The organism is Herbaspirillum sp. 3R11, assembly GCF_004563925.1.
In the GTDB taxonomy this organism is placed as follows: Bacteria; Pseudomonadota; Gammaproteobacteria; order Burkholderiales; family Burkholderiaceae_D; genus Herbaspirillum.
The window spans coordinates 203,442-228,123 of record NZ_SPNJ01000006.1 but is presented as its reverse complement, the minus strand read 5'-3'; the positions used below and the strand labels follow the sequence as shown (position 1 = coordinate 228,123).

The window sequence follows — 24,682 nt, the reverse complement described above, 5'->3', positions numbered from 1 at the left end:
AACCAGGCAATGAACCCGGCAACGCCCCGCGTAATCTCCTTGCGAGATTACGCGCTCACGCCTCCCACACTGCCCATGATTGCCAGCGCCACCGCTTCGGCCACCTTGATGCCGTCGATGGACGCCGACATGATCCCGCCCGCATAACCGGCGCCTTCGCCGGCCGGATACAGACCCTTGGTATTGAGACTTTGCAGCGTGTCGTCGTTGCGGCGGATGCGCACCGGCGACGAGGTGCGCGTCTCGACGCCGGTCAGCATCGCATCGTGCATCGCGTAGCCGCGGATCTGCTTGTCGAAGAACGGCAGCGCTTCACGGATGGCGTCGATGGCGTAGTCGGGCAGCGATTGATCGAGCTCGCCCAGCAGCACGCCGGGCTTGTACGACGGCGTCACGCTGCCGAGCTGGGTGGATGGCTTCTTCGCCAGGAAGTCGCCGACCAGCTGGCCCGGCGCGTCGTAGTTGCGGCCGCCCAGTTCATAGGCGCGCGACTCCCACTTGCGCTGGAATTCGATGCCGGCCAGCGGATGGCCGGGATAGTCGGCCGGTGAAATGCCGACCACGATGCCGCTGTTGGCGTTGCGCTCATTGCGTGAGTATTGGCTCATGCCGTTGGTGACCACGCGCTCCGGCTCCGAGCTCGCCGCCACCACGGTGCCGCCCGGGCACATGCAGAAGCTGTAGACCGACCGGCCGTTGGAGGCGTGATGCACGAGCTTGTAGTCGGCCGCGCCGAGAATCGGATGACCGGCGCTGGGGCCGAAGCGGCACTTGTCGATCAGCGACTGCGGATGTTCGGCGCGGAAGCCGATCGAGAACGGCTTGGCTTCCATGTAGACGCCGCGGTCGTACAGCATCTGGAAAGTGTCGCGCGCGCTGTGGCCGATCGCCAGAACGACGTGATCGGCTGCGATATGTTCGCCGCCGGCCAGCGTCACGCCACGCACCTGGCCGTCTTCGATGACGAGGTCGTCGACGCGTTGCTCGAAGCGGAACTCACCGCCCAGCGCGACGATTTTTTCGCGCATCAGCTGCACCATCTTCACCAGGCGGAAAGTGCCGATGTGCGGCTTGCTGACGTACATGATTTCCGGCGGCGCATCGGCGGCGACGAACTCGGTCAGCACCTTGCGGCCGTAGTGCTTGGGGTCCTTGACCTGGCTGTAGAGCTTGCCGTCGGAGAAAGTACCGGCGCCACCTTCGCCGTATTGCACGTTCGATTCCGGCTTCAGTTCGCGCTGGCGCCACAGACCCCAGGTGTCCTTGGTGCGTTCGCGCACGGTCTTGCCGCGTTCCAGGATCAGCGGATTGAAGCCCATCTCGGCCAGGATCAGGCCGGCGAAAATCCCGCACGGGCCGGTGCCAATGACGATGGGACGCTTGCTCAGTCCGGCCGGGGCTTTGGCGACGAAATGGTAATTGGTGTCGGGCGTCGGCACGATCGGCGACTTGTCCTTGAGGCTTTGCTTTTGCAACACGGCCGCTTCGTCGCGCACTTCGACGTCGACGGTGTAATTCAGGGTGACGGCGGATTTTTTGCGGGCATCGTAGCTGCGGCGAAACAGGCTCACGCTCAACAGGTCCGCATCGGCAACGCCGAGGCGCGCGAGGATGGCGGCGCGCAGGTCGGCTTCGGGATGGTCGAGGGGGAGTTGTATTTCGCTTATTCGCAGCATATGCAGTCTTTCAGTTGAGAAACGCTGCATGGCCGTTTCGGGTGTTTTTTTGCAGCAGCCGGCATTTTACTCCAAGGGGCCTTGCCAAACCCTGCCCACCCTTGCCTGCCGGCGTCGCGCGACGCCATGGTATCGCCGCAAACTGACATTTTTGTCATGTAAATGTCATCAGAATGGCAGATCGCTTGCCTACTATGACAATACCTCAACCCACCGGTCCCACTCCACTCTATGAATGCCTCCCTCCAGCAGCGCCTTCGCGGCGCGGTAGCATCCGTCATTTTGCCAGTCCTTGCAGCCGGCCTCATCGCCCCCGCTGCCTTCGCGCAGACACCGGCGCCTGCGCCGACCGGCGTGCGCGGCGCGATCACCTCGGTCAGCGGCGACAACCTGGTCGTCAAGACCAACCGCGGCGCCGAACAGGCCATCAAGCTCGACAAGGACACCCGCGTCGCGGCGATTTCCCTGGCCAACATCAATGACATCAAACCCGGCAGCTACATCGGCGCGGCCGCCATTCCGCAGCCGGACGGTTCGCAAAAGGCGCTGGAAGTACACGTGTTCCCGCCTGCCCTGGCCGGTACCGGCGACGGCCACCGCCCGTTCGACCTGGCGCCCAACAGCACCATGACCAACGGCACCGTCGGCGATGTGGTCGCCAGCAACGGCCGCACGCTTACGCTCAAGTACAAGGGCGGCGAAAAGAAAATCATCGTTCCTGAAGACGTGCCTATCGTCAACATCGAAGCCGGCGACCGCTCCCTGCTGGTGGTGGGCGCCAAGGTGGTCGTGCGCGCGCGCAAGAATCCGGACGGCAGCCTGACCGCCGCGTCGATCAGCGCCGGCAAGAACGGCGTCGCGCCGCCAATGTAAGAAGGCCTCCGATGCGCAAGAACGTGCTGCTTCACCCGCTGGCCGTGCGCATCGCGCACTGGCTCAACGCCTTTGCCATCGGCTGCATGCTGATGAGCGGCTGGGCCATCTACAACGCCTCGCCGCTCTTCGGCTTCAAGTTTCCACTGTGGGCCACCCTGGGCGGCTGGCTGGGCGGCGCGATTGCCTGGCATTTCTCGGCGATGTGGCTACTGTTCGCCAACGGCGTGTTCTATGTCGTGTATGGCGTGGCCAGCGGGCACTTCCGCCGGCATTTGCTGCCGCTACATGCGCGCGACGTGGTCGGCGATGCCAGCCAGGCGCTTCGCTTCAAATTGCCGCACCGGCCGGGCGTCTATAACGCCGTCCAGAAGTTGCTGTATTGGGGCGTGATCGCGCTGGGCCTGCTGGCCGTGCTGTCGGGGCTGTCCATCTGGAAGCCGGTGCAACTGGATGCCTTGTGTGACCTGCTTGGTGGCTTCGACTTCGCACGCAAGGTGCATTTTGCCGCCATGGCGGGCATCGCGGCGTTCGTCGTGATCCACTTGCTGCTGGTGGCGCTGGTCCCCAAGACCCTGCTGCCCATGATCACGGGTCGGGGACGTGTCAACGAGCACGCGGAGAATATGCCATGAGCCAACAGGATGACAAACCGCCGCGCAAGCCCGCCGGCATTCGCCTGGCGGACCACCGCACGGCGCTGGTGAAACTGGAACGGCGTCTGTTTTTACGATCATCCCTGCGGACGACCTTGCGGGCGTCCTTGTCCGTGGGCGCGCTGTCGATGCTGTCCGGCTGCGATCTGCAGGACAACGATCAGGTGGACAAGGTTTTGTGGGCCATGTCGCGCTGGAACGACCGGGTGCAGGCTGCGCTCTTCCGCGGCGACAAGCTGGCGCCGACGTATGCCGCGAGCCAGATCACCAATCCCTTCCCCTTCAACGCTTTCTATGACGAGGTCAACGCTCCCGACATCGACGTCGCCGACTGGCGCCTCGAAGTCTCGGGCATGGTGAGCGACAAGCAGCCGTGGACGATAGAACGTCTGCGCACGCTGCCGCAGGCGGCCCAGATCACCCGGCACATCTGCATCGAAGGCTGGAGCGCCATCGGCCAGTGGTCGGGCATTCCGCTGCGGACCTTCCTGCAAGCCATCGGCGCCGACATGACCGCGAAATACGTCGGCTTCAAATGTGCCGACCGCTATTACTCCAGCCTGGACATGCCGACGGCCCTGCATCCGCAGACGATCCTGGCGCTCGACTTCGGCAACGAAGCCCTGCCCACGTCGTACGGATTTCCACTCAAGGTGCGGGTGCCGACCAAGCTCGGCTTCAAGAACCCGAAGCATGTCGTCGCCCTCTACGTGACCAACCAGAACCCGGGCGGCTACTGGGAAGACCAGGGCTACAACTGGTTCAGCGGCGTCTGACGCCGGTACATCAGCAGATCACCACTGCGAGGCGTGCTCGTCCTGATACGCCGGCGCCGTCTTGCGACGCGAGCAACTTTCCCAGGCGGCGGTCAGGATCAGGATCGCCGCCGCGAGACCGCCTACCATCAGCAGGTCGGTGACGTAGCCGAACGCCGCCAGCAAGGCCAGCAGCACCAGCCCGGCCAGATGCGACAGCGGCAGGCGGCGGTACACCACCTTCTTGTAGACCGCGTTGCCCAACAGGTACAAGGCCGGTCCGGCGACCAGCACCAGCAGTGAGGTCGGTGCGATGCGCTGGTCGGGATGGGCGATCACCAGTTCGGCGCCGACCGCCGAGACGATCACGCCGGCCACGATGATCACGTGGACATAATGGAAGTACGCGCCGATGCGGCCCGGATCGCTGGAATGCACGATGGCGTCGCTGCCGTCCTTGCTGCTGGTGTCGAAGTACAGCCACCACATCGCCAGCGCACTGGCGAAGGTCACCGCGAACGCCACCATCACCGGCGCTTCCCATTGCGTCGCGTGGGCCACGGTGGCGCCGGTCACCAGCAGCGCTTCGCCCAGCGCGACGATGACGAACAGCTGGCAGCGCTCGGCCAGGTGGCCGCCTTCGATGGTCCATTCACGCGTGTCCGAACGTCCCAGCCCGGGCAGCGCAAAGCCGATCATCGGCGAGAAATATTCACAGGCGACGGCGACGATCCACAGCGCCAGCCGGTGTTCCTGCGACAGGCCGCCGGCGATCCAGAACACCGCCGAGATGAACAGCCAGCCGAACATGCGGCGGAAGTTGGGCGTCAGCGCGTGGTCCTTACCGAGGCAGCACAGCACGAACAGCGTGCGCCCGACCTGGATCGCGGCATAGGCGATGGCGAACACCAGGCCGCGCCCGGCGAAGGCTTCGGGAATCGCCGCCGCCATCAGCAGGCCGACCAGCATGATGGCGAACAAGAGCACGCGGATCTGCAGCGTCTCCGGATCGAACCAGTTGGTGACCCAGGAGGTGTATTGCCACGCCAGCCAGACCGCGAACCACAGCACCAGCGTTTCGACGGCGCCGGCGACGGTGAGGTTTTCCAGCAGCCGGTGCGACAGCTGGGTCACCGCGAAGACGTAGATCAGGTCGAAGAACAACTCCACGAAGGAGACGCGCGCCTCATGTCCGTCGCGTACGCGCAGCAGGCCGGTGAGCGGCTTTTTTGCCGATGACTTGTTCATGTTCCCTCCCTGGATCAGATGCATCTATCGTCGCACACGCACTCGGCTATGGACAAGGCGCACGGCCTCCGAAACGCCGTAACGACCTCCGACAGTTGCTTATATCTGACAGACCACTGACGATGAATTTGTTTCGAGGCGTTTCCATTTCGTGGTTTCGCGCCTGCGGCGAAACACAAAATTACAGTTGTCGCGTGCCGCCTGATCTACATTGAAGTCACCGCGACATGCGTTCATACCGTCGCCTCACAAGGGAGCACATCATGCGTTACAAGAACATCATCCTCGCCGTCGTCATCGCCGCCGGCGCAGCCTCATCGGTCCTGGTGGCGCCGGTCGCACAAGCACAATCGCGTACCTCGGTCGACATCCGCATCGGCACGCCGCCACCGCCGCCGCGTTATGAACGCATGCCGCCCCCACGCGGCGGCTACGTCTGGGCGCCGGGCTACTGGGCCTGGAACGGTCATCGCCACGTCTGGGTCGGCGGTCATTGGGAACGCGTACGTCGCGGTCGCCATTACGCACCGCCCGGCTGGCATCAGGAACCGGACGGCTGGCGCTTCAACCGCGGCGGCTGGGGCCGTTAAGTCGGCATCGCCCATGAAGAAAGAAGAAGGCCTGCTTCTACAGCAGGCCTTTTTTTATTTTGCAGGACGTATTCAGAAGATCAATTTCAGACGATTAATACAAGGTCGTGCGCACCCGCTCCGGAAGCGCACTGTCATAAGCGGCGCCGTCGATGGCGGTCTTGCTGGCCTGTTCGAGAATTTGCCCCGGCGTCGGCAGGCTGCCCTTTTCGACGTGACGCGATGCATCCCACAAACCGGCGCGCGCCACCGCCCGCGAGCATTGGAAGAACACGGTTTCCACCGTCACCACCAGCGCCACGCGCGGCGATTTACCGTCCACCGCATAGCGCGCCAGCAGGGCCGGATCGCTGCTGATGCGGGCGCGGCCGTTGATGCGCAGCGTCTCGCCCTGGCCCGGGATCAGGAACAGCAGCGCCACGCGCGGATCGGCCACCAGGTTGCGCAGGCTGTCGATACGGTTGTTGCCGCGCCGGTCCGGAATCACCACGGTATGCGCATCGACGACGTCGACGAAACCGCGCGGATCACCGCGCGGCGAACAATCGAGACCGGCCTCGCCCACCGTCGCCAGCGCCAGGAACGGCGAAGCTGCGATCCAGCGGCGGTAGTGCTCGTCGATGTGATCCAGCTCCTTGGCCAGCGAAGCCTGGGCCGGCTGGCCGAACAGCGCTTCCAGCGCGGCCACGGAAGTGATGTCGAATTGCGCGTCTGCCAACATGATGCGGTTCTCCCTGAGTTTGGTTCTTCCCGTACTTAATTCTTCCTGTGCGCCCTGAGCGCAAATCGCGCCGGATCCAGCAAGGCCAGCAAGTCCTTGCCGAGCGGCGCCGGTTCGTCCTCCAGCGCGCATGCCACGATCTCCGCCGCCAGCGGCGCCCAGATCAGTCCGCGCGAGGCGTAGGCCAGCAAGCCGTACAGCTGCGGCCAGCGCGGTGCATCGCGCAGCTGGACTTCTCCGCCCGCGGCTAGCGCCGCCTGATCGGGCAAGGCGCCGACCAGCGGCAGCCGGTCGGCCGAGACGCAGCGGAAACCGACGCGTCCCGGCAACGTATCGGAATCGATAGCGGGCGACACGCCCGGCAGCAATTGCAGCAGCTTGTCGAGATTGCCGGCGTGGCTGTCGGCGCGCAAGGCCGTGTCGCGGTCATCGCGATCGTAACTTGCACCGACGCTGATCAACCCATTGACTGCGCCGGTCAGGTAACCGTCGCCGCACAGCACGAACGGCAGATCCGGCAACGACCCTGCCGGCAAGTGACTGACCTGTCCGCGTATCGTCTGCAGCGGCAACGCAGCCGCCTGCGCCAGTCCAGTCGACTGCATGCCGTTGGCGAGGATGACGACCGGTGCTGCGGCAATGATTTCGCCGGCGGCGTCGAGTGCCTGCCAGAGTCCATCGACGCGGAGCAAGGTGTTAACTTCGCTGGCGAAGCGACGTTGCAGGCGCTCGCCGCAAGCACGCAGCATGGCTTCGCACACCGCCACCGGACGCAGCCAGCCGCCGCGCGGAAAGAACCAGCCGCTGCCGGTCGGCATGCCCAATCGCGCGCTCGCCTCTTGCACCGACCACCACTGCGCATAGTCATGCGGATAATTCCAATGCTGTGCGGCCTGCTCGAATGCGTCGGCCTGCTCGGCGTCGCGCGCCACTTGCAGCACGCCGCAGGCGTTGCCGTTGTTTTGCTCACCATCAAAAACACCGGCGCGCGCCCATGCTTGCTGCGCAAACAGGAAGGCTGCTCGCGTCAGGCGCGCGGTCGGATTGTCGTCACGTGAAATCGCCGGCATGACAACACCGGCCAGATTGCCGGAGGCCTCCTGCGCAGCGTGCGCATGCCGCTCGATCAGCGTCACCTGCCAGCCGCGTGCGGCGAGCGCTTCGCAGGCGGCGCTGCCGGCCAGGCCGGCGCCGATCACGAGCGCGCGGCGGTCTTGCGGAACGGCGCGTTCGGTGACCGTCCAGCGCGGCGTGAAATGCGCGGTCAGCTTGTCGTCTTCATCTGCCGTGAAACCTGCGGCTGCCAACTCGATGGACGTCGCATGCCATGCACCCACGCGCAATTGCGCGCGCGGCGCCGCCAGCCGCGCCAGTCGTTTCAACTGCTGCGCATTCCAAATGGCATCGTCATGCAACAGGAACAGATCGACCCGCGCATCGACCTGCGCCAGGCTCGCGGCGATGTCACCGATAATCAGCGTCAGCACGACGCGGCCCTGCTCCAGCAACAAACGATGATAGCCGGGCGTCAACGGCGGCCAGGCGTTGGCAAGCTCACTGGCAAGCGCATCGGTCGGCGCCATCGCACGCAATTGCTGCGCCGTCGGCGGTGCAGTATCGATCAGCAAGTAATGCAGGTGCTGCGGCGTATCGATATCGCCGGCCTGCTCGCGCAATGCCGCCCAGGCTTGCAGGAAAGCATTGCTGTAACCGGTCTGCAAAATTGTATAAATCGCATGCTCGCGCCAATGCCCACGCAAAGCGTCATCGGTAAAACCGGCGGAAGGAAAAGCGACTGGAGTCATGCAGGCATTCACGGTTCGGGAGCGGCCATCGGCCGCAGCAGCAATATGATACGCTGTCCCTCCATCACGTTGCGGCAGGCGCCGGCCGGGTCTATCACCTTCGCCTCCGCCAGACCGCCGTTGGGGACACCTGTCATGCCGCTTCGCCTGCCACCGCTTTCTTCCCTGCGCTTCTTTGAAGCCGCCGGCCGCCACCAGAGTTTCAAGCTCGCCGCTGCCGAACTCAACGTCACTCCCAGCGCCGTCAGCCACGGCATCGTCAGCCTCGAACAAACCCTGGGCGTGGAATTATTCATCCGTGCGCCGCGCCGCCTGACGCTGACCCCGGCCGGCGCCGACTATCTGCGCTACATCTCCAAGGCCTTCGAGCTGATCGCCACCGGCACCCAACGCCTGCCCGACCGCCACGGCCGCAGCATCTCGGTGAGCTGTGCGCCGACGCTGGCGTCGCGCTGGCTGCTGCCGCGCCTGCAGGATTTCCGCACGCTGTGGCCGGACACCAACGTCACCGTCGACACCTCGCCGCGCCAGGTCAATCTGCCGACCGACGGCTTCGATTTCGCCATCCGCATGAGCCGCGCGCCGGTCGCCGATCCGTCCTGGCGCAAACTGTTCGGCGAGCAACTGGCGCCGGTCTGCAGTCCGGCTTGTCGCGACAGCCTGCGCGGACGCGACGGCAAGGTCGACCTGCGCCGCGCCACCCTGATCCATGTCACCCAGGCCAGCGAAGACTGGCAGACCTGGCTCGCACGGACCGACACACCTACCGGCACCGGCGGCGTCGATGCGCGTCGCGGCTTGCATCTCGACACCATCCAGTTGGCCTTCGAAGCGGCCATCGGCGGTCTCGGCGTGGCGCTAGGGCGACGTCCGCTGGTCGATCGCGATCTCGCCAGCGGCGTGCTGGTCGAACTGAGCGAAGAGCTGCACACCGAGTTGGTCGACGCCGAAACCGCCTACTGGCTGGTCAGCACCGAAGACGCCGGCGAGCGCGCCGACGTCGCCGGATTCAGGAGCTGGCTGCTGGCCGAAGCGCAGGAGTCGGTGCACGCGGATTCGCCTCACTGAGCGATGGCGCAGGACATGAGTGAGCCAGCCTCACTCATCGTCAAAATCCTTTCCTTTGTCGCCGGATTGCGCCGCTGCTACTGTGCGGTTCTGTGATCGCAACGGAGACATCCATCATGTCCGCAACCATCGAGCCAATCGAGCCAACCTCGGCTCACCTTTCCCGCGCCGGCAATCCCGCGCTGTGGGTCGTCATCGCCGCCGCACTGGTGCTCAGCGTCGTCATGGGCACGCGCCAGACCTTCGGCCTGTACATCAATCCGTTTTCCTATGACCGCGGCTTGCCGGTGACGGTGATCGCCTTCGCCATCGCTTTGCACAATCTGGTGTGGGGCTTTGCCCAGCCCTTCGCTGGCGCCGCTGCCGACCGTTACGGCGCCACGCCGGTGGTGGCGTTCGGCGCCGTCACTTTCGCCGCCGGTCTGGCGCTGGCGGCAGTAGCGCCGTCCGGCCTGCTGCTGATCATCGGGCTGGGACTGCTGGTCGGCATCGGCATCAGCTGCACCAGCTTCGGTGTGGTGCTGGCCTCGGTCGGCCGCGTCGCCACGCCGCAGCAGCGCAGCATGGCAATGGGCATCGCCAGCGCCGGCGGTTCGCTCGGCCAGGTGTTGCTGGTGCCGCTGGCGCAGACGGTGCGGGAAAGCGCAAGCGTCTCGGTTTCGCTGTTCGTGCTGGCCGCCATCGCGCTGGCGATCGCGCCGGCCGGACTGATCCTGGACCGGGGGCGCAAGAAATCCTCTGCATCTGCACCTGCGTCTGCAGCGCACACCGCCGCCGAGCCGGCCACGTCGTCGCTGAAAGAAGTGCTGGCCCTGGCCGGTCGCCACCGCGGCTATCGCCTGCTGACCATCGGCTTCTTCACCTGCGGTTTCCAGCTGGCCTTCATCGGCACCCACCTGCCCGGCTACCTGACCTTGTGCCACATGCCGCTCGGTCTGGGCGCAACCGCGCTGGCGCTGATCGGCCTGTTCAACATGGCCGGCAGCTGGGGTTGCGGCTGGCTGGGCGGACACTTCCGCCAGCAGTATGTATTGGGCTGGCTGTACCTGATCCGCAGCGGCGCCATCGCCACGTTCCTGGCGTTGCCCAAGACCAGCGCCTCGGTCATGGTGTTCGCGGCAGTGATGGGCCTGACCTGGCTCGGCACGGTGCCGCTGACCAGCGGACTGGTGGCGAAAGTGTTCGGCACGCGCCATCTCGGCACGCTCTTCGGCGTGTGCTTCCTGAGCCACCAGATCGGTTCTTTCCTGGGCGCCTGGCTGGGCGGCTACATGTTCGACCTGACCGGTTCGTACACCATGGTGTGGGGCGCGACGGTGGCGGCCGGTGTGCTGGCGGCGCTGCTGCATTTCGCCATCACAGACAAACCGGCTGACAGCAGCCCGGGCATGCTGACGGCGGCGCTGAGCTGAAAACAGACATGTAGAACGCAGCGCATGCAACGCTTGCGCGGCCGTGGAAAAACCGGGGGCGGCAAAACCCTTTAAAATCGTCCGCACCCGTCATCCATGCAGCCAGCCGCCCTGCGTTCACTTCATGCTCGCCATCTTCAATGTCGTCTTCCCGATCTTTGCGCTGATCTTCCTCGGCTTCCTGTGCCGCAAGCGCAATATCCTCAGCGTCAACGCCGCCAGCGAGCTGAACCGTTTCGTCATCTACCTGGGCTTGCCGGCGCTGCTGTTCGATTCGATTGCGCGACTCACCCCGGCCGACTTCAGCAATCTGCGCTTTATCGCGGTGTTCGCCATCGGCATCGCGGTGGTGTTCCTGCTGACGGCATGGATCAAGTATCGCCAGGGCGCGGCGGCCGGCGACATCATCATCGACAGCCTCGGCACCTCGTACGCCAACGTCGGCTTCATCGGCATCCCGCTGTGCCTGCTGGCCTTCGGCCGCGACGGCATGCCGCCGGCCGTGATCGCCATGGTGATGACCGCCTGCCTGCTGTTCGCCATCGCCATCGTGTTGCTGGAAATCTGCCTGCACGCGGAAAAGCACATCGGCCGCAGCCTGCTGAAGACCGGCAACTCGCTGATCCGCAATCCCATCCTGATCGCACCGATCCTCGGCAGCCTGGTGGCCGCCAGCGGTTATGTGTTGCCGACCGGCGTACAGCAATTGTTCAAGCTGCTCGGCGCCGCCGCCAGTCCCTGCGCGCTGGTCTCGCTGGGCCTGTTCCTGGCGCAGCCGATCGAAAACAAACAGAGCGGTTCGGTGGGCCTGCTGGTCGGCTTCAAGTTGCTGCTGCATCCGGCCATCACGGCGCTGTTCGCCTACTGGATCCTGCCGCTGCCGAAGATGTGGGCCGACACCGCACTGCTGTTGTCGGCCATGCCGATCGGCACCGGCCCGTTCATGCTGGCTGAACTGTATCGGCGCGAAGCGGCATTGATGTCGCGCGCCATCCTGATTTCCACCACGACGTCGCTGGTCACGATCTCGCTGATCCTGGCGTGGATCGCGCACTAAGGAAACCATCCGCATGAAAATCCAGATCGCCTCCGACCTGCATCTTGAACGCATGACGCGGTCCTTCCCCGGCTACCGCGCGATCGAGCCGACCGATGCCGACCTGCTCATTATCGCCGGCGACATCCACAACGGTGACGCAGCGATCGCCGCCTTTGCCGACTGGCCGGTGCCGGTGCTGTACGTGCATGGCAACCACGAGGCCTATGACGCACAGTATCCGCAAGTGGTCGATGACATCGGCCGCAGCGCCCAGGCCTCGGGCGAGCGCGTGCGGCATCTGGAGAATTCGATTGTGATCGAAAGCGGCGTACGCTTCCTCGGCTGCTGCCTGTGGACCGACTACGCGCTGCAACAAGAAGGAACGCCATCGCTGACGCTGGACGCGGCGATGGAACAGGCCGGCAACATCCTGTTCGACCATCGCGTGATCACCATGCCGGGCGGCGCACTGTTCACGCCGCAGGATGCGCTGCAATTGCATCGAGCTTCGCGCGCCTGGCTGGAGCAGCAACTGGCGCAGCCCTTCGACGGCAAGACCGTGGTGATCACGCACCACGGTCCGCATCCGCAATCCATCCATGAACGCTTCGCCGGCTCGCCGCTGAACCCCGGCTTCATCAGCGACCTCACGCCCTTGCTGGCGCAGGCGGACCTGTGGGTGCACGGCCATGTGCATGACAGTTTCGATTACACGGTGGCGGGCTGCCGCGTCGTGACCAATCCACGCGGCTATGCGCTCAACCTGAAGCAGGCGGCAACGCTGGAAGATATTGAGTGGGAGAATCCCGCCTTCAATCCGCGACTGGTGGTCGAGATCTAGGCGAGGAAAAAGCGGATGGCCGGACTCAGCGCGCGCTGAACTCCAGCGTAGTGACGAGCGTGTCGTTTTTTTCCTGCAGCAGTTCGGCGAAACGCTCGGCCGGCACCGGCGGGCTGAAAAGATAACCCTGCATTTCATCGCAGCCGTGCTGGCGCAGGTAGGACAACTGCTCCTCGGTCTCCACGCCTTCGGCGATCACGTGCAGCTTGAGGCTGTGCGCCAGCGAAATGATGGACACCGTGATTGCCGCATCGTCGGCGTCGAGCGTGATGTCGCGCACGAAGGACTTGTCGATCTTGAGCACGTCGATCGGGAATTTCTTCAGGTAAGACAGGCTTGAATAGCCGGTGCCGAAGTCGTCGATCGACAGATGCACGCCGAGGTCCTTGAGTTCGCGCAGGATGCCGATGGCGTGCTCGACGTCGGTCATCACCAGGCTTTCGGTTAACTCCAGTTCGAGGAAGTCGGCGGCCAGCCCGGTCTCCTGCAGCACCTTGGCGATCGACGAGACCAGGTCTTTCTGCACGAACTGGCGCACCGACAAATTGACCGAGACGCGCAGATTTCCCAGCCCGGCTTCCTGCCAGGCGCGCGCCTGTGCGCACGCGGTGCGGATCACCCATGAACCGATCGGCAGGATCAGGCCGGTCTCTTCGGCCAGGCTGATGAAGCGCGCCGGCGACACCATGCCCAGCTCCGGATGATTCCAGCGAATCAGCGCTTCCATGCCGACGATGCGGCCGCTGCGCAGATTGATCTTGGGCTGGTAATGCAACAGGAATTCATTGCGCTCCAGCGCGATGCGCAGATCGCCTTCGATGCGCAAGCGTTCCAGCGCCTGCGCGTTCATGGCCGGCGTGTAGAACTGATAGTTGTCGCGGCCGCTTTGCTTGGCGCGGTACATGGCGATGTCGGCGTGCTTGACCAGCACTTCGGCTTCGCGGCCGTCATCGGGATAGGCCGCCACGCCGATGCTGCAGGTCGGGAAGAAGGTATGGCCCTCGATCGTCATCGGCGCCGCCACGGCCTCCTGGATGCGATGCAGGTGGCGCGTGTCGAGGCCGATGCCGGTGTATTCGGACATGACGATGACGAACTCGTCGCTGCCCAGCCGTGCAATCGTGTCGGTGTCGCGCACCGCGGCACGCAGGCGGCCGGCGATGGTTTTCAGCAGCAGGTCGCCGGCCTTGTGGCCGAGTGTGTCGTTGACGAACTTGAAGCGGTCGAGGTCGACGAACACCACCCATAGCGAACGCTGGTAGCGCTCGGCGTAGGCCATCGCTTCTTCCAGCACCTTGCGCAGCATGTTGCGATTGACCAGCCCGGTCAGCACGTCACGATTGGCCTGGAATTCCAGTTCCGCTTCATAGCGCTTCATCGAGGTGATGTCGTACAGCGCCGCGACAAAATGCGTGACCGTGCCCTGCTCGCTCTTCACCGGCGCGATGTACAGATCGTTCCACACCTCGGCGCCGCTCTTGTTGTGGTTGCGCAGCACGACGTTGCCTTCGCGCTGCTCGCGCATGGCGCTCCAGATTTCCTCGAAACCGTGGGCATGTCCATCGGCGTTGTCGCTTTCCAGCATGCGGATGCTGTGCCCGATCACTTCGCCGGCGCTGTAGCCGGTGATGCGCTCGAACGCCGGATTGACGTATTCGATCGGGTAATCCGGCGCCGTCGCCTGCATGATGATGATGGCGTTGGCGCTCGCTTCGATGGCGCGCTGGCGCAGCTGCAGGGCTTGCTCGGCCTGCTGACGCGCCTGGATGTCTTCTTTGAGCAGCACGTTGGTCAGGCGCAGCTCGGCAGTGCGTTCGTCGACGGTGCGCTGGATGCGCCGCGAGCGCATCGACAGCGTGTACAGATAGGCCGCCGCCAGCAGCGTGAGCAAGGTGCCGGCGCCGAGGATCAGCAGCGAGTTGGAATGATTGGCGGTCAGCGGAATCGGCGCCGACTTGGCTTCCAGATGCCAGGGCTGGCCGGCGATGTTGAAGGTACGGCGGATGCGCACCGGCTTGCGATAACCGAGCCACGACGGCAGCAGTGTTTTGGCGGCGCTGCTGTCGCTGCGATAGACCAGGTCGACCGGATCGGCATGCTCGCCGATGAACACGCTGACGTCGACGTCTTCGCGCCGCAGCGGGCCGACCGCGCTGAAGATCCGTTGCAGCAACACGCGTGCATGGAACACCGCCGTGGTGTCGCCGATCACCGCCGCCTGGCGCTGCGCCAGGGTGTCGAGCGGCATGCCGGCGCGGTACACCGGCATCAGCACCAGCAGGCCACGTTCATTGGTGGACGCCTGGGCCAGGCGAAACGCGCCGGTCGACACCGGCTTGCCGCTGTCGATGGCTTGCTGCAGCGCCTGCATGACGGTGGCGTTGGCCGACATGTCAAGGCCGAGCGCGGGACGGTTGCCTTGCAGCGGTTCAAGATAGTCGACCACCAGGTAGCGCTCGCGGATCGGCGAAGGCACAGTCTTGCCTTCCACCAGCGCGCTGATGCCGAACCCGGGATAGCGCGCCTGCATGGCGTTCTCGAAACCGGCGCGTTCGCCGCGTGTGACGAAGCGCTGGAAACTGAAGGCCTGCACGTGCGAGTACTTCTCGATCAACGGCGCGGTGAAAGTCTGGAATTGCTCGCGGGTGGGATTGTCGACGGTAGCGAACAGGCGGTTGATGACGGTCAGCACCTGCACCGCTTCTTCCAGTCCGCGCTGCAGCGTGGTCACGCGCAGCAGCGCGCGCCGTTCGAAGTCGAGATTGAAGGCGTCATCTTCCAGCTTGCACGTCGCGAGGAACAGCAAAGCGGTCGCGCCAAAGCCGATGATCAGCGTCAGCGACACCGAGATCGAGGCTCCTACGCGTTTGATCGCTTTGTACATGCGGGGGTGACATTTTCGTGACCGGTATGAGGCCATCATAAACGCGCCACCCTGCGCGCAGACGCATTATTGATTAATTTTTTTCCAACTTTATTGGGGGAAAGTGTTGCTGGTCGCGAGCGCCGGCAGGCTTCACTAAAACTGCGCAGGGCTGTCCTACAGAGAAAACTGTGGCCCGGCGCAGCACCTCACCAGAACAGGGCGCGCCGCAATGCAAAACGCGCCACAAAATGCGGCGCGTCGTTGTGTCCTGCAGGAAAGTTTACTGACAGGCGCGATGCTGCAACTGCGGCATTTTTACCACGCAGCGTCCTTGCCCGGCGCCTGACGTTGCTCTTGCTCAATCGCCTGGGCCTGCATGAATGCCGTGAAGGAACGTTCGATGGTGGCGCGCTCGATGTCCTTGGTGATGAACACGATGCGCGTGCGGCGATCTTCCGACGGCCAGGCCGGCAGCGTCACGGTCGGGTGGAAGATGTGCTGCACGCCGTGGATCACGGTCGGCTTGTCTTCACCGGCAAGATTGATGATGCCCTTGATACGCAGGATGTTCTGGCCCTTGAAACCGACCAGCAGGCTCAGCCATTCATCGAAGAGATGCGGCTCGATCGGCTGGTCGAAGCTGAAGCAGAAAGCACGGATGTGATCGTCGTGGCGGTTGATGTCGTGGCCGTGGTCTTCATGGCCATGCTTGTGACCATGATCGTGACCATGGTGATGATGGCCGTGCGCATGATCGTGGTCGTGCGCATGCGGCGGTTCATATGCTTCTTCGCTGAGCCAGCGTTCGACGTCGGGCGTCTTGTCGGCTGCGCGGAACAGGCCGGCGTCGAGCAATTGTTGCGGCGCCACCCGGCCTTGCTGCGACAGGATTTGTTGCGCGCCCGGATTGATCTGCTTCAGGCGCGCCTGCAGATCTTGCAACGTGGCTGCATTGGCCAAATCGCTCTTGGTCAGCAGCAAGCGGTCGGCGACGGCAGCCTGTTGCACCGCTTCGATGTGGTTGTCCAGCGTGGCGTTGCCGTTGACTGCATCGACGGTAGTGATGACGCCATCGAGCCGGTATTTCGACGCAATGAAATTGTCGGTCATCAACGTGTGCAGGATCGGGATCGGCGAGGCCAGTCCGGTGGTCTCGATGATGACGCGGTTGAACTTGCGCTTGCCGCCTTCGGCAAAACGCCAGGTGATGTCCTTGAGGGTTTTCTTGAGGTCGCCGCGGATGGTGCAGCACAGGCAGCCGCTGCTCATCTCGACCACGACTTCATCCTGGCTGTGCGCGACCAGCAAATGGTCGAGGCCGATTTCGCCGAACTCGTTGATGATGACCAGCGTGTCCTTCAACTCGGGCTGGGCCACGAGGTAGTTCAGCAGCGTGGTCTTGCCGCTGCCGAGGAAACCGGTCAGCAGCGAGATCGGGATCAGTGCGGGGATGTCTTGTGTGGCGTGTGTGGCGTGTGTGTCTTGTATGTCTTGTGTCATGGCTGGCCCGCTTCAATCATTATCGTGCGACGGCAGCAGATGGCCGAGCTTGGTGGCCTTGGTGCGCAGGTAGCGGATGTTGAACGGATTGCGGTTTTCCACCAGCGGCACGCGCTCCAGCACTTCGATGCCGTTTTCCACCAGGGCGTTGACCTTGCGCGGATTGTTGGTCATCAGGCGCAGGCCTTTGACGCCGAGATGTTCGGCCATCGGCACCACCATGGTGTAGCGCCGCATGTCGGCCGGGAAGCCCAGTTGCAGGTTGGCCTCGACCGTGTCGGCGCCGCCGTCCTGCAGATGGTAGGCGCGCACCTTGTTGAGCAGGCCGATACCGCGGCCTTCCTGGCGCAGGTAAAACACCACGCCGCGTTTTTCCCTGGCGATGCGGCGCAGGGCGGCTTCGAGTTGCGCGCCGCAATCGCAGCGTTGGCTGAACAAGGCGTCGCCGGTCAGGCATTCGGAATGCACACGCGCCAGCACCGGCTCGCCGTTGCCGACGTCGCCCAGCACCAGGGCCAGGTGTTCCTTGCCGGAAACGTGATCGACGAAGGCGTGCAGTTGGAAAGTGGCCCACGGCATCGGTAATGCGCAGGAGCTGACGAATTCCAGGTTTTCTTCCGGAATGACGACGTCTGTTTCGATGTTTTCTGGTGACGACATGATGAACCTATGTAATTGCCTGGCGCCGTAACTTGGCGCAACCGCCTATCTTACAACGGGGCTCCGATTATTTCAGGCTGGGCCCGCGGTTCTTCAAGCCCGGACGGGCGTTTTTTGTTGTAAACACAAGCGCGGCCCGAAGGCCGCGCTTGCTTCACCACTGTATCGAATCGCTCAACGATCGCGATTCTTGCCCGGCAGCAAGCGCACCAGCAAGGCGCCCAGCGATGCCACCGTTGCCAGACCGACCACGCCGATCCAGCCCCATTGCGCCAGCAGCAGGCTGCCCAGCGCCGCACCGGCGGCCATGCCGACGAACATGCCGACGAACAACACGGCATTGAGACGGCTGCGGGCGCCCGGTTCGATGCTGTAGACGATGGTCTGGTGCGCCACCAGTGTGGCCTGCACGCCAAGGTCAAAGCCGATCGCCGCCAACGCCAGCAACCACAGCTGACCGCTGGTCGAGAAGGCCGGTCCGAACGCCATCGCCACGAAGGACAGGATCGCCAGGCCGATGCCAAGGCGGGTCACCAGCTCCGGACCTTTCTTGTCCGAGATGCGGCCAGCCAGCGGCGCGGCCAGCGCACCGGCCGCCCCTGCCAGGCCGAAGGCGCCGGCGGCGGCGCTGCCCAGATGGAATGGCGCGGCATGCAGCATCACTGCCAGCGTCGACCAGAACGCGCTGAAACCGACCGACAGCAAACCCTGGGCCAATGCAGCGCGGCGCAGCGCCGGATGCTTTTGCACCAGCTTGCCCAGCGAACCCAGCAAGGCACCGTAGGACAGATGCGTGGTTGCCTTGAAGCGCGGCAGGCCGCGCCATGCGGCGACGCCGATCAGGGCGATGCTGACCGAGGCGGCCACGAACATGCTGCGCCAGCCGAAATGCTCGGCGACAAAGCCGCTCAGCACGCGTGACAGCAAGATGCCCAGCAGCAAACCCGTCATCACGGTGCCGACCACCTTGCCGCGGTTCTGCTCGGAAGCCAGCGTGGCGGCGGCCGGGACGATGTCCTGCGCCAGCGTCGCCGATAAGCCGATTGCCAGACTGGCGACCAGCAGCACCGCGATGCCCGACGAGGCGCCTGCCAGCAGCAAGGCGCCGGTCAGCACGGCGGCCTTGATCAGGATGATGCGGCGGCGATCGTAGCGGTCGCCCAGCGGCGCCAGCAGCAGGATGCCGAGCGCGTACCCGAGCTGGGTCAGCATCGGCACCATGCCGATGGCGCGGTCGGAGGCGCCGATGTCGGCGCCGAGGATGCCCAGCATCGGCTGCGAGTAATACAGCGAGGCCACCGCCAGGCCGGCGCCGGACGACAGCAGCAGCATCAGCGAGGCCGGCAATTGATTGGCCGGTGGAACTGCAGGTGTTACAGCCGCGCCGTGACTTGTATGCGTATTCTGAATGGAAGACATGATGGCTACCCCTTTTAATGTTTGACGGGGTGGAGTTTGCGCGCCGTTGCTGCGCTGCGGTAGTGGCACGCCACGCAGAATTGTTATACGCTGCACGTATGAGCAAAGCGACCATTTCGGCTCCCGCCGCCCTTCCTCCCTCTTCCAGCGCCGCCGACCGCATCGAGCTGATCCAGACCTTCGTGCGCATCGTCCAGGCCGGCAGCCTGTCGGCCGCTGCCAGCCAGCTCGGCACCACGCAACCGACCATCAGCCGCCGCCTGCAGTTGCTGGAGCGCTCGCTGGGCGTACGGCTGTTGCAACGCTCCACCCACGCCATGAAGCTGACCGAAGACGGCGAGCGTTGCTATGAGCGCGCGCTCGACCTGCTGGCCGGCTGGGAATCCTTCCAGTTCGATGTGCGTGGTGCCGGCGTCGAGGCCGAGGGTTCGCTGCGCGTGGTCGTGCCGAACGCCTTCGGGCAACGGCAGTTGATCGCGCCGCTGGCCGAATTCATGCGGCGCCACCCCGGTATCACGGTGGAATGGCTACTGTACGACCGCATCGCCGATTTCATCGCGCACGGCATCGACTGCGCGATCCAGGTCGGCGAAGTCAGCGATCCTTCGGTGGTGGCGATCAGATTGGCCGAGGTGCCGCGCATGATGGCGATCGCACCGGCCTTGCTGGCGCAGTATCCGGCGCCGGCCCATCCGCGTGACCTGGCGGCGATGCCGTGGCTGGCGATCCCGCAGTTTTACCGGCGCGACGTCACGCTGAAAAATACCGTCACCGGCGAAGTCGCCGAGGTGGCGTTCCAGCCGCGCCTCAGTTCCGACAGTCTGTACGCGCTGACCAACGCGGCGGTGGAAGGCGTCGGCCTGATCCTCGGTTCGGCCTGGCTGCTGGAGGACCACATGCAGCACGGCCGGCTGGTGCCGCTGTTGCCCGAGTGGGAAGCCGCACCGCTGCCGGTGTCGATCATCTATCCGTATGCGCGCTTTTATCCGGCGCGGCTGCGCTACTTCGTCGACACCATGCGCGAGGCCATGCCGGCGGCAGTGGGTAGCGCGGCGCGCTGGCCGGCACGCTGATTATTTTGCTGCCGGCGCAGTATCAGGAATGCCGGGAATGCCCGGAATGCCGACGCGAATCAATTCCGAAAACCGCGCATCGTTCCCCGCCGCCAGCGCACGTTCGGTAATGCGGCCGCGCGCCTGCAGCGTGGCGTAGTCGAATCCCGGTGTCAGGCCGCCGACGTCATGGGCGTATTCCGCCAGATAACCCGAAGCCAGCAGGCGATAGTCGAACGGCAATTGCGGATTGATCGCGCGCGCCAGATCGAACACGATGGTCGTGCAATTGCTGGTCAGGGTGTTGTAGAAGGCCGGTTCGCGTTCGAGTTTGGCGGCTTCGCCGGCATAGCCGACGAACAGCTTGCGCAAGGTGGCCGGTTCCACCTGCAAGCGATAGAAATACACGTCTTCCCCGCGCACATTGCTGCGCACGCGCACGATGTCACGCTCGTCGCTGGCCACCAGCACGGTTTCGAACTTGCGGAAGAAACCGCCCAGCGCCGAAAAACTCTCGCCCTTTTCCTTGCGGATCTCCACCGAAAACGTCAGATAGCGGCCGTCGTCGAAACCGAATGACACCAGCATGTGCGCAATCGCCGGTCCCATCCAGTACGACAGCACCAGGTCGGCCGTGACCAGGTGATCGAGATCGTAATCGCGGGTTTCCCAGCGCACGGTGTAATCGGTCTCGCTGCGCCAGTCGAAGTTGCGCACGTTGGTCAGGCGCGCGTGGTTGCCGTCGATGTCGATATGCAAAAGGCGCGCGACATCATCGGCCCAGACGCGGTCATGCGAGGGCTTGAGGGTGCTCCACCAGCCCAGCATGCCCGCGAACAGCACGGCAAACCCGAGCAGCGGCCGCCAGCGGCGTCGCCACAAGCCGTTGAGCGCAGCCAGCACGGCAAACGCCAGCACCACAACCGCCACCGTGCGGATCTGCGCCGGCGCCTGCAACTGGTACCACAGGGCGAAGCCGGCCCACACGCCGGCCAATGTGGTCAGCACGCTGAGCAAGACACACAGCGCGATAAAGAAAAATGTGCGGACGCGGCCGCCCTGCCCGTTCATGCGATTCACTGCCGCCGCATCACCATCTGCACCGAGCCCTGGCCGTGGCATTCGAAAGCCAGCGACACGTCGGTCAGCAGCTTGGCCGAGCACGTGGTCTGCTGATCGAGCCAGCTCAGCGTACTGCCGCTGACGGTGCCGCTGGCGCTGATCGGCACCGTCGGGAAGTTGCCTTCCATGGTGCCGGTGATGGCGGCCTTGCCGGCTGCGGTGGTGGCGAAGCTCAAGGTCCAGCGCTGCGCCGAGCCGAAGGAATTGTTGCCGGCGCCGGCCCACTGGCCGTCAAACAAGGTCGGCTTGAGTTCGGTGTTCTCGGGTTTCTTTTCCACCGGCACCGGTGTCATCGCGACTTGCTTGCAGACCTGGCACGTGATCTCGGTGATGTTGGTACGGCTGATCTGCTTCTGTCCCCAGATCGTATCGGCGCCGGTATTGCCGTTGACCAGCACGTTGAAATAGGGCGTGCCGTCGACGTAATAGTTGACCTTCGAACAAGCCGGTGCGGAAGAGGTGAAGCGCAACTCGGATGCATACGAACCGAGGGTGGTCGCCTCCACCGGCTTGACCGCAATTGAGGCCGAGCACGTGCCCACGCTCTGCTGGCAATCGCAGCTGGGTTCGGCGGCGCGTGCGGCGTGCGGCGCCGAGGACATGGCGATGACTGCCGCCAGCATCAGGGCTGTTCGACAAGCACTATGAGATCGCTTGATCCGATAAAACAATTCCATCATCATTGACTCCCCCTTTTTGGATGCCGGCCCTCCGAGGCTGACACTTTTGCTTGCGACACCATCGAGCCATGGTACACCGCCGTGTCGCGGATACCGTACGCCGCGTGGGCGGCTGCGGCGGATCGCATGATTCCGGACGGCATCCCCAAGCTGAACACATGCTGAGAAAAACCTGACGCCCGCATGACCGGATTGTCATATGTTCGTCATGCTTCTGTCCGACAGCGCGGCGCAGAATGTGTTCCACGATGACCGCAGCCCCCCTTCAGCTTTACTCCCTAGCCATGCAGTCTGCATGGCTGACTGCGGTCGTCGTCTGACTTTTTTGGAGAACACACCATGCGTAAATTATCCCTCGCCTTCGCCGCCCTGGCCCTCACTACCGCTGCCGGCGCCTACGCCGAAGCCCCTTATCCGGTCGACCAGCCATTCGTGTCCAGCGTCAGCCGCGCCGAAGTCAAACAGGAACTGATCCAGGCCGAGCAGCAAGGCCAGATCGCGGACGGCGACAACTATCCTGCCGCCATGCCGGCAGCGTCGCGCCTGAGCCGCCAGGACGTGCGCCAGGATTTGCAGCACGCCCACAACATGCATGACGACGCCACGTACGCCGGCGCCTGATGCCGCTCGGTAATCCGTAGTGGAAATACCGGTTTCGCTGCTCTCGCTGCGAAACCGGCAAAGGCAACACCAGCGGCTGCGGCGCGCGTGACGGATCCACATCCGCGCGCGCCGGCCGCATCGCCCCTCCTTCCCGGCACTACAAAAACGCCTCCCGATCGACCCGGATTCCACCAACCTATACTTTGGTTTAGGCCGCCTATCGCGGGCGAATTGCTTGCTTTATACTGGCCCGCAATCATGACCGCCTGCAGACTCCGGATGCGTTTTCCCCGGTGACAGCGGCGCATCCGCAAGCATGCGGACAACAATAAATCCAAGAGAGTCTTCTCCATGTCGGAACCGGAACGTATGTCGCTGCTGCAGCTGATGGCCGGTGTGCTCGCGCTGGCGATCTTCCTGGTCGACGCGCTGACGCCGCTCGACATCGCTATCGCCGTACTGTACGTCGCCGTCATGCTGATCGCCGTGACCGCCTGGCCGCGCCGCGGCACGCTGGTGGTGATGGCCGGATGCATGTTGCTGACGGTGGCGGCCTATGTCATTTCCTACGGCTTCGCCGTTGTCGGCGGTTCCTTCGCGCGCATGCTGGTGAGCATCATCGCCATCGCCGTCACGACTTTCCTCGCGCTCAAGGGCCAGGCCGCCACCAGCCGCCTGTTGCTGCGCGAAGAAGCACTCAGCCGCGCGCAAGCGCAATTGACCCACGTCACGCGCGTGACCATGCTGGGCGAACTGGCGGCTTCGATCGCCCATGAAGTCAATCAACCACTGGCCGCCATCAACGCCAACGGCGAAGCCTGCCTGCGCTGGATCGACCGGCCGCAGCCGGAACTCCAGGAAGTGCGCGCCTCGGTGGTCGGCATGCTGGAAGACGCCACCCGCGCCAGCGAAGTGATCCGCCGCGTGCGGCTGCTGTCGCGCAAGAGCGAGCCGAGTTACGCGCCGCTGGCGATCAACGCCATCGTCGCCGAAAGCGCGACGCTGGTGCAGCGCGAACTTGCACGCCACGACGTGCGCCTGACGCAGCGCCTGACCCATGGTCTGCCGCTGGTACATGCTGATCGTGTGCAATTGCAGCAAGTCATCATCAATCTCATGATGAACGGCATGCAGGCCATGGAAGACATCCCCGCGCCTCAGCGCGAACTGGTGCTGGAAACCTCGCTGATCGGCGACGACCGCGTCGCCGTGACGGTGCTCGACTGCGGCCACGGCATCGCGCCGGCGCACCGCGACAAGCTGTTCGATCCGTTCTTCTCGACCAAGGCCGAAGGCATGGGCATGGGCCTGCCGATCTGCCGCTCGATCATCGAATCGCACGGCGGCCGCATCAAGGTGATCGACGGCGTCGACCACGGCGCAGCGCTGCAGTTTTCGCTGCCGTCCATCTGATTTCATTGTTAACCTGACCGCCATGACCGCCGTGACTACCTCCGACAAGCTTGCCGACAGCGCCATGGTGTTCGTGGTCGATGACGATGCATCGATGTGCAAGGCGGTCAGCAACTTGCTGCGCTCTTCCGGCCTGCAAGCCGAAACCTTTTCTTCCGCGGCAGATTTCCTGCAACGCCAGCCCCACTCTTACCCCGGCCCGGCCTGCCTGGTGCTCGACGTGCGCCTGCAAGGCGTCAGCGGGCTCGACTTCCAGGTGGAATTGCAGCGCAGCGGCAACGCCCTGCCGATCATCTTCATGACCGGCCACGGCGACATCCCGATGAGCGTCAAGGCGATGAAGGCCGGCGCCGTCGACTTTCTGTCCAAGCCCTTCCGCGACCAGGACCTGCTCGACGCGGTGAACCATGCGCTTGAACGCAACCGCGCCAGCCTGGCTGAAGACAAGAGCAGCGCCGAGCTGCGTGCGCGCTTCGCCACGCTCACCGCGCGCGAACGTGAAATCATGGGCCTGGCCGCCTCCGGCCTGATGAACAAGCAGATCGCCGGCCAGCTCGGCACCAGCGAAATCACGGTCAAGATCCATCGCGGCAATGCGATGAAGAAGATGCAGGCCAAGAGCTTCGCCGAGCTGGTCAGGATGGCGCAGGCGCTGGGGTTGTCGGCCTGACCCGCCGCTCCGG

At 64.3% G+C, this 24,682-nt stretch carries 22 protein-coding genes; 12 read left to right on the top strand and 10 right to left on the bottom strand.

Translation table 11 applies throughout. The annotated features are described in order from the left end of the window. Positions 1-47: 47 nt before the first annotated feature. Positions 48-1,676 (bottom strand): NAD(P)/FAD-dependent oxidoreductase, encoded by a 1,629-nt coding sequence (locus E4P32_RS23085; RefSeq protein ID WP_116436245.1) that lies wholly within the window; start codon positions 1,674-1,676, stop codon positions 48-50. A 231-nt stretch (positions 1,677-1,907) separates the two neighbouring features. Here E4P32_RS23085 and E4P32_RS23080 point away from each other — a divergent pair, with 231 nt between their 5' ends. The 3 genes from E4P32_RS23080 to E4P32_RS23070 are packed head-to-tail and all read left to right on the top strand — an operon-like array spanning position 1,908 to position 3,981. After that, positions 1,908-2,549 (top strand): DUF5666 domain-containing protein, encoded by a 642-nt coding sequence (locus E4P32_RS23080; RefSeq protein ID WP_116436244.1) that lies wholly within the window; start codon positions 1,908-1,910, stop codon positions 2,547-2,549. A gap of 11 nt (positions 2,550-2,560) precedes the next feature. After that, positions 2,561-3,184 (top strand): cytochrome b/b6 domain-containing protein, encoded by a 624-nt coding sequence (locus E4P32_RS23075; protein WP_116436243.1) that lies wholly within the window; start codon positions 2,561-2,563, stop codon positions 3,182-3,184. After that, on the top strand, positions 3,181-3,981 hold the full coding sequence (locus E4P32_RS23070; RefSeq protein WP_116436242.1) for a molybdopterin-dependent oxidoreductase: 801 nt from the start codon (positions 3,181-3,183) through the stop codon (positions 3,979-3,981). Before E4P32_RS23075 ends, E4P32_RS23070 begins: the two co-directional genes overlap by 4 nt. An 18-nt stretch (positions 3,982-3,999) precedes the next feature. Here E4P32_RS23070 and E4P32_RS23065 read toward each other — a convergent pair whose 3' ends face one another. Beyond that, complete coding sequence (locus tag E4P32_RS23065) at positions 4,000-5,208, bottom strand: low temperature requirement protein A (protein ID WP_116436241.1); 1,209 nt, start codon at positions 5,206-5,208, stop codon at positions 4,000-4,002. A gap of 263 nt (positions 5,209-5,471) precedes the next feature. On the opposite strand from E4P32_RS23065, the gene E4P32_RS23060 reads away from it, so the two are divergent. Continuing rightward, on the top strand, positions 5,472-5,798 hold the full coding sequence (locus tag E4P32_RS23060) for a YXWGXW repeat-containing protein (RefSeq protein ID WP_116436240.1): 327 nt from the start codon (positions 5,472-5,474) through the stop codon (positions 5,796-5,798). Between the two features lie 94 nt (positions 5,799-5,892). On the opposite strand, the gene E4P32_RS23055 is transcribed toward E4P32_RS23060, so the two are convergent. Both E4P32_RS23055 and mnmC read right to left on the bottom strand, forming a co-directional pair. After that, positions 5,893-6,519 (bottom strand): pyridoxamine 5'-phosphate oxidase family protein, encoded by a 627-nt coding sequence (locus E4P32_RS23055; RefSeq protein ID WP_116436239.1) that lies wholly within the window; start codon positions 6,517-6,519, stop codon positions 5,893-5,895. A gap of 35 nt (positions 6,520-6,554) precedes the next feature. Continuing rightward, entirely contained in the window at positions 6,555-8,324 is a 1,770-nt protein-coding gene (mnmC, locus tag E4P32_RS23050) for an FAD-dependent 5-carboxymethylaminomethyl-2-thiouridine(34) oxidoreductase MnmC (protein WP_116436238.1), read from the bottom strand. Between the two features lie 135 nt (positions 8,325-8,459). Between mnmC and E4P32_RS23045 the strand changes: the two genes are divergently transcribed. From E4P32_RS23045 to E4P32_RS23030, 4 genes are all read left to right on the top strand, one after another. After that, a complete protein-coding gene (locus E4P32_RS23045; RefSeq protein ID WP_116436237.1) occupies positions 8,460-9,392 on the top strand; it encodes a LysR substrate-binding domain-containing protein in 933 nt (310 codons plus the stop codon). A gap of 116 nt (positions 9,393-9,508) precedes the next feature. Continuing rightward, positions 9,509-10,804 carry an MFS transporter gene (locus E4P32_RS23040; RefSeq protein WP_233526754.1) on the top strand — a complete coding sequence of 432 codons (1,296 nt, stop codon included), beginning with the start codon at positions 9,509-9,511 and terminating at the stop codon, positions 10,802-10,804. Positions 10,805-10,928: 124 nt separating this feature from the next. Then, positions 10,929-11,861 carry an AEC family transporter gene (locus tag E4P32_RS23035; RefSeq protein WP_116436235.1) on the top strand — a complete coding sequence of 311 codons (933 nt, stop codon included), beginning with the start codon at positions 10,929-10,931 and terminating at the stop codon, positions 11,859-11,861. Between the two features lie 13 nt (positions 11,862-11,874). Further along, positions 11,875-12,684 carry a metallophosphoesterase gene (locus tag E4P32_RS23030; RefSeq protein WP_116436234.1) on the top strand — a complete coding sequence of 270 codons (810 nt, stop codon included), beginning with the start codon at positions 11,875-11,877 and terminating at the stop codon, positions 12,682-12,684. A gap of 25 nt (positions 12,685-12,709) precedes the next feature. On the opposite strand, the gene E4P32_RS23025 is transcribed toward E4P32_RS23030, so the two are convergent. The 4 genes from E4P32_RS23025 to E4P32_RS23010 form a co-directional block, all read right to left on the bottom strand. Next, a complete protein-coding gene (locus E4P32_RS23025) occupies positions 12,710-15,568 on the bottom strand; it encodes an EAL domain-containing protein (RefSeq protein ID WP_116436233.1) in 2,859 nt (952 codons plus the stop codon). A 297-nt stretch (positions 15,569-15,865) separates the two neighbouring features. Beyond that, positions 15,866-17,050, bottom strand: coding sequence for a GTP-binding protein (locus E4P32_RS23020; RefSeq protein ID WP_116436232.1), 1,185 nt, complete (start codon positions 17,048-17,050; stop codon positions 15,866-15,868). 12 nt (positions 17,051-17,062) lie between these two features. Next, positions 17,063-17,710 carry a GTP cyclohydrolase II gene (ribA, locus tag E4P32_RS23015; RefSeq protein ID WP_116436231.1) on the bottom strand — a complete coding sequence of 216 codons (648 nt, stop codon included), beginning with the start codon at positions 17,708-17,710 and terminating at the stop codon, positions 17,063-17,065. A gap of 174 nt (positions 17,711-17,884) precedes the next feature. Further along, on the bottom strand, positions 17,885-19,129 hold the full coding sequence (locus tag E4P32_RS23010) for an MFS transporter (protein WP_116436230.1): 1,245 nt from the start codon (positions 19,127-19,129) through the stop codon (positions 17,885-17,887). A 98-nt stretch (positions 19,130-19,227) separates the two neighbouring features. On the opposite strand from E4P32_RS23010, the gene E4P32_RS23005 reads away from it, so the two are divergent. Then, positions 19,228-20,202 (top strand): LysR family transcriptional regulator, encoded by a 975-nt coding sequence (locus tag E4P32_RS23005; protein ID WP_199525686.1) that lies wholly within the window; start codon positions 19,228-19,230, stop codon positions 20,200-20,202. Here E4P32_RS23005 and E4P32_RS23000 read toward each other — a convergent pair whose 3' ends face one another. Then, positions 20,203-21,252 (bottom strand): DUF4105 domain-containing protein, encoded by a 1,050-nt coding sequence (locus E4P32_RS23000; RefSeq protein ID WP_116436229.1) that lies wholly within the window; start codon positions 21,250-21,252, stop codon positions 20,203-20,205. 5 nt (positions 21,253-21,257) lie between these two features. Then, a complete protein-coding gene (locus tag E4P32_RS22995; protein WP_233526753.1) occupies positions 21,258-21,926 on the bottom strand; it encodes a hypothetical protein in 669 nt (222 codons plus the stop codon). Between the two features lie 396 nt (positions 21,927-22,322). Between E4P32_RS22995 and E4P32_RS22990 the strand changes: the two genes are divergently transcribed. The 3 genes from E4P32_RS22990 (at position 22,323) to E4P32_RS22980 (ending at position 24,669) form a co-directional block, all read left to right on the top strand. Further along, positions 22,323-22,604 (top strand): DUF4148 domain-containing protein, encoded by a 282-nt coding sequence (locus E4P32_RS22990; protein WP_116436228.1) that lies wholly within the window; start codon positions 22,323-22,325, stop codon positions 22,602-22,604. Between the two features lie 333 nt (positions 22,605-22,937). After that, positions 22,938-23,999, top strand: coding sequence for an ATP-binding protein (locus E4P32_RS22985; RefSeq protein WP_116436227.1), 1,062 nt, complete (start codon positions 22,938-22,940; stop codon positions 23,997-23,999). A 22-nt stretch (positions 24,000-24,021) separates the two neighbouring features. Next, the gene (locus E4P32_RS22980) at positions 24,022-24,669 is read left to right on the top strand and encodes a response regulator transcription factor (protein WP_116436226.1); all 648 of its coding nucleotides are present in this window, start codon (positions 24,022-24,024) and stop codon (positions 24,667-24,669) included. Positions 24,670-24,682 lie beyond the last annotated feature (13 nt).